The following is a 4,288-nucleotide window of genomic DNA, read 5'->3' on the forward strand; positions in this document are numbered from 1 at the left end:
GGCTTTGCCGCTGGCCTGCTGGCCGCCTTCGTGGCGGGCGTCACCTTTGCCTCGCTGCTTGGCCGGCGACTGCGACAGGCGCGCCGGCGCGGGCAACTGTTGCTGGTGGCCGGCCTGCTGGGGTTGGCGGCAGGGCTGGCGGCCAGCGGCCTCCCGTGGCCGGCGCTGCTGCTGGCGGCGATGGCGATGGGCGCCGAAAATTGCGTGTTCGAAGCCGGCGGCGACGTGCGGATCAGCCTCACCTTCATGACCGGCAATCTCGTCAAGGTAGGACAGCGCATCGCCGCGGCACTGGCGGGCGGGCCGGCGCTGGCCTTCCTGCCGTGGCTGTTGCTGTGGCTGGCGATGATCGGCGGCGCGGTGGCGGGCGCGCTGGCCTGGCCGCTGCTGGGCATGACCAATCTCGCCATTGCCGCGGTCATCGCCGCCATGCTGGCCGTGCTGATCGACCTCTAGCGCGCTATCAGCCCCTTTTGCTGTAGCCGCCAGACCAGCTGGTCGAAGCGATCCTGGCCGAAGAAGGGCTCACCATCCAGGGCCATCAGCGGCACGCCATAATGGCCGGCAACGCGCTGTGCGTCCTGGTTGGCCTCCACGGCGGCACGGTAATGATCGGGATCGGCCGCTATCGCGGCATCAAGCACGGCAAGGTCCAGCCCGGCGCGGGCCGCAGCCTGCGCAAGGTGATCGCCCTCGTGCCAATTGTCGATGGTGCCGCTCCAGATCGTGTGGGACACCTCTCGGATGAAGGCGAGGCCGCGCCCGGCTTCGGCTGCCGCGACCCCCAGGTGCGACAGGCGGTGGATATGGGGCTGTTCGGCCGGGTAAAGCCGCGTCGCCGGGTCCATCAGCACCGGATCGGGCACCGGCCAGCGGAAGGGCATGCCGAGATATTGCGCCGTGCGGTAAGTGTCCTTCATCAGGTAGAAGACCCACAGCGGATCGACCTTCTGGAAGAAATCCGCCTGCCTGACCGCAATCGGATAGACGATGCGCACGGTGCAGCTCACGTCGTGGGTCGCCACCAGTTCCACCACGCGCGGCAGCAGCAAGTAGGAATAAGGCGAGCGGAACGACCAGTAGAGGTCGAAGGACAGGCTCATGATGCTGGCCTCGTGCGGATGTTGAGCTGCCCGGCCAGACCGGCGTAGCGATGGATTTCGATGGCCTGATATTCGGGCAGCGCCACCATCTGCAACATGGCTTGCGGACTGGGATAATAGGCCAGCGCCACTGCGTCCCACAGCTCGTCCACCTCGCCCAGCATGATGCCGGTGACCGGACCGGAATAGATCACCCGACCGCCCACCGCCTCGAGGCAGGCCACCACGGCGGCGCCATAACGGTTGTAGGCGTCGCGCCCCGACAGGTCGGGATCGCGGCCGTCGGGATAGGTGGCCTTATCCTTGAACTTCAACAGGTTGACCATCACCATCGGGCCATGGTGGGCCTCCGCGAAGAAGGCCTGTGCAACCTCCGGTCGGGGCGTCGTCTCGTTCTTCACCTGCATGGCTCAGCCCCGCGCGATGTGATCAAGGATGATCTGCACCAGTTCCTCCGGCGCATCCTCCTGGAGGAAATGGCCGCCGCCCTTGACGATCGTGTGGGGCTGGCCCTTTGCGCCGGGGATGCGCTCGATGAAGATCTTCTCGCCGCCATGGGTGACGGCGTCCTTGTCGGAAAAGCAGGTGACCACCGGCTTCTCGAAGCGGGACAGCACCTCCCACGCCGCCTTGTTCTCGGCTACGCTGGCGTGTTCGGGCGTGATCGGCACCAGAGTGGGGAACTGGCGGGCGCCTTCCTTGTACGTCTCGTCCGGAAACGGGGCATCATAGGCGGCGACTTCGGCCGGCGTCAGCTCGCGCGTGGTGCCGCCGTTGACGATGAAGCCCACCGGGAAGGTCTCCACCCGCTGCGAGAAGGCCAGCCAGGCGGCAAAGCCTTCAGACCAGCCGGTGCCGATCGGCAGCCCGGTGTTGGCGATCACCAGCCGGGCAAAGCGATCGGGGAAGGCCGCCACCAGCCGCAGGCCGATCAGCCCACCCCAATCCTGGCAGAACAGGGTGATGCCCTTCAGGTCCAGCGCGGTGAGCCAGTCGCTCATCCATTCGACGTGGCGCTCATAGGTGTAATCGGCACGGTCCGCCGGCTTGTCGGACTTGCCGAAGCCAATGAGGTCGGGCGCCAGCACGCGGTGGCCGGCAGCGGCCAGCGGCGGTACGAACTTGCGATAGAGATAGCTCCAACTCGGCTCGCCATGCATCAGCAGGATGGGCGCAGCATCGCGGGGGCCTTCATCGACATAGTGGAGGCGCAGCGGCGTCGCCGTCGCCCGGTCCCTGATCTCGACATAGTGCGGCGCGAAGGGATAATCGGAAAGGCCGGCAAAGGCCGCGTCAGGCGTGCGCAACACGTGCATCGGGAAGCTCCTTTCCGTTGGCTTCGCGGCCCAGCGCCCGCGCGCCCAGCCAGAACAGCAGCGCCGGCAGCAGCCCGGCCCACGCGGCGAAATAGAGCACTATGCGCACCGACTGGGCGCCATATTCGGGCTTCAGCAGATCGGACAGCGCGCCGAACAGCAGCGGCCCCAGCCCCAGCCCGATCAGATTCTGCGCGAACACCATCCAGGCCGCCGCCATGGCCCGCGTGTCGGGCCGCGCCAGCACCTGCGCCGCGCCATAAGCCGGGCCGTAATAGGCGCTGTTGGCGACCGTGGGCAGCACCAGCAGCGCGATAGCCAGCCGCCAGTCATCCACCCAATAGCCGGCAAACAGCAGCGGCGCGGCCAGCGCCATGGCCACAGCCGGCAGGGTGAGCATGTGGCGCCGGTCGTGCCGGCCCCAGCGATCGGCCGCCCAGCCGCCCGCCCAGGTGCCGAAGATGCCGGCCAGACCGAGGATGAGCCCGACATAGAGCGCCGTCTCGCCCACACTCAGCCCGTGGGTGCGCTGGAAATAGACCAGCACCCACACGCCCTTGCCATAGGACAGGAAGGCGACCAGCGACGCACCGGACAACACCAGGCAGTAGGCCGGGGAGGAGACCAGCTTCTTCAGGCTGGCCAGCATCGACAGGCGGGGCGGCGCGTCCACTGGTGCCACCCGGCCAATGCGTGGGTCCTTCAGGAAGAACCACACGAACAGGGCCAGCGCGAGGCCGGGCAGGCCCACCACGTAGAACGCCTGCCGCCAGCCCAGGGTTTCGGCCATGCCGCCACCGATCAGCGTGCCCATCAGGCCGCCGATGGGGATGCCCAGCCCGAAGAAGGCGATGCCGCCGGCGCGCTTTTCGGGCGGCAGGCTGTCGGCGATCAGGGCATGGGCGGTGGGGGTGCAGCCGGCCTCGCCAACGCCCACCCCAATGCGGGCCAGGAGCAACTGCCAGAAATTCTGCGCCACCCCGCACAGCGCCGTCATCGCCGACCACACCGCCACGCACACCGCGATCAGCCGGCTGCGGTTGCTGCGGCCATTGTCGGCCAGCCGCGCGATCGGCACCCCCAGCGTCGCATAGAACAGCGCGAAGGCCAGGCCCGTGAGCAGGCCCAGCTGGCTGTCCGACAGGTGAAGATCGGTGGCGATCGGTTCGGCAAGGATGGACACGATCTGCCGGTCGATGAAGTTGAAGATGTAGACAACCATCAGGGTCCACAGCAGCAGCCGTGGATGCGTTGCCTCGGGCGCTGCGCCAGGTTGCGCCATCCCCATCTCCCAAATGCCCGGCTGTGCCGCCGGTTTCCCCTGCGTGCCAGACTGCCCGCAGGTGGGCAGGGTGGCAAGCCGCTTGCTTGTGTGAGGGCAACACTGGCAGGGAGACGGCGATGAGCATCTCCCCGCCCGAACTGCCACCCGCAACCCTCACCGACGCGCGGCTTGCGCTTGCCCTCGCCGATGCCGCCGGCCGCCTGTTGGTGGCGTTGCGCAACACAGGCGCCGCCAACGGCCAAGCGCTGGGCGATGCCGCCGACCGGGCCAGCAACGACTATCTGCTGGCGGCGCTTGCCCAGCTGCGGCCAGGGGATGCGATCCTGTCGGAGGAATCGCCCGATACGGCAGAGCGGCTGTCGGCCCGCCGCCTGTGGATTATCGATCCACTGGACGGCACCCGCGAATACTCGGCCGGACGCGACGATTTTGCCGTGCACGTGGCGCTGCTGGACGACGGCCGGCTGGCCGCCGGCGCGGTTGCCCAGCCGGCGCGCGGGCGCAGCATTGCCACCGATGCGCCACCGCCGCTGAAGGCCGAAGCCAGCCCGCTGCGCCTCGCCATCAGCCGCAGCCGCGCGCCC

General features: G+C 68.3%; 6 protein-coding genes. 2 read left to right on the plus strand and 4 right to left on the minus strand.

Translation table 11 applies throughout. The annotated features are described in order from the left end of the window. On the plus strand, positions 1 to 456 hold a 456-nt coding region (locus GJV64_RS12015; protein WP_164157449.1), incomplete at its 5' end, for a DUF1275 family protein. Here the strand turns inward: GJV64_RS12015 and GJV64_RS12020 are convergent. The 4 genes from GJV64_RS12020 to GJV64_RS12035 are packed head-to-tail and all read right to left on the minus strand — an operon-like array spanning position 453 to position 3,701. Continuing rightward, entirely contained in the window at positions 453 to 1,103 is a 651-nt protein-coding gene (locus GJV64_RS12020) for a 2-hydroxychromene-2-carboxylate isomerase (RefSeq protein ID WP_164157450.1), read from the minus strand. The genes GJV64_RS12015 and GJV64_RS12020 overlap by 4 nt on opposite strands. Continuing rightward, positions 1,100 to 1,510 carry a DUF1330 domain-containing protein gene (locus tag GJV64_RS12025; protein WP_164157451.1) on the minus strand — a complete coding sequence of 137 codons (411 nt, stop codon included), beginning with the start codon at positions 1,508 to 1,510 and terminating at the stop codon, positions 1,100 to 1,102. Before GJV64_RS12025 ends, GJV64_RS12020 begins: the two co-directional genes overlap by 4 nt. 3 nt (positions 1,511 to 1,513) lie before the next feature. Beyond that, entirely contained in the window at positions 1,514 to 2,419 is a 906-nt protein-coding gene (locus GJV64_RS12030) for a haloalkane dehalogenase (protein ID WP_164157452.1), read from the minus strand. Further along, positions 2,397 to 3,701 (minus strand): spinster family MFS transporter, encoded by a 1,305-nt coding sequence (locus GJV64_RS12035; protein WP_235927730.1) that lies wholly within the window; start codon positions 3,699 to 3,701, stop codon positions 2,397 to 2,399. Before GJV64_RS12035 ends, GJV64_RS12030 begins: the two co-directional genes overlap by 23 nt. Before the next feature lie 119 nt (positions 3,702 to 3,820). On the opposite strand from GJV64_RS12035, the gene GJV64_RS12040 reads away from it, so the two are divergent. Then, positions 3,821 to 4,288 (plus strand): inositol monophosphatase family protein (locus GJV64_RS12040; RefSeq protein WP_328799182.1); only part of this gene is annotated, 468 nt, incomplete at its 3' end.

The sequence above is a fragment of the Sandarakinorhabdus rubra genome, from assembly GCF_010994245.1.
Taxonomy (GTDB): Bacteria; Pseudomonadota; Alphaproteobacteria; order Sphingomonadales; family Sphingomonadaceae; genus Sandarakinorhabdus; species Sandarakinorhabdus rubra.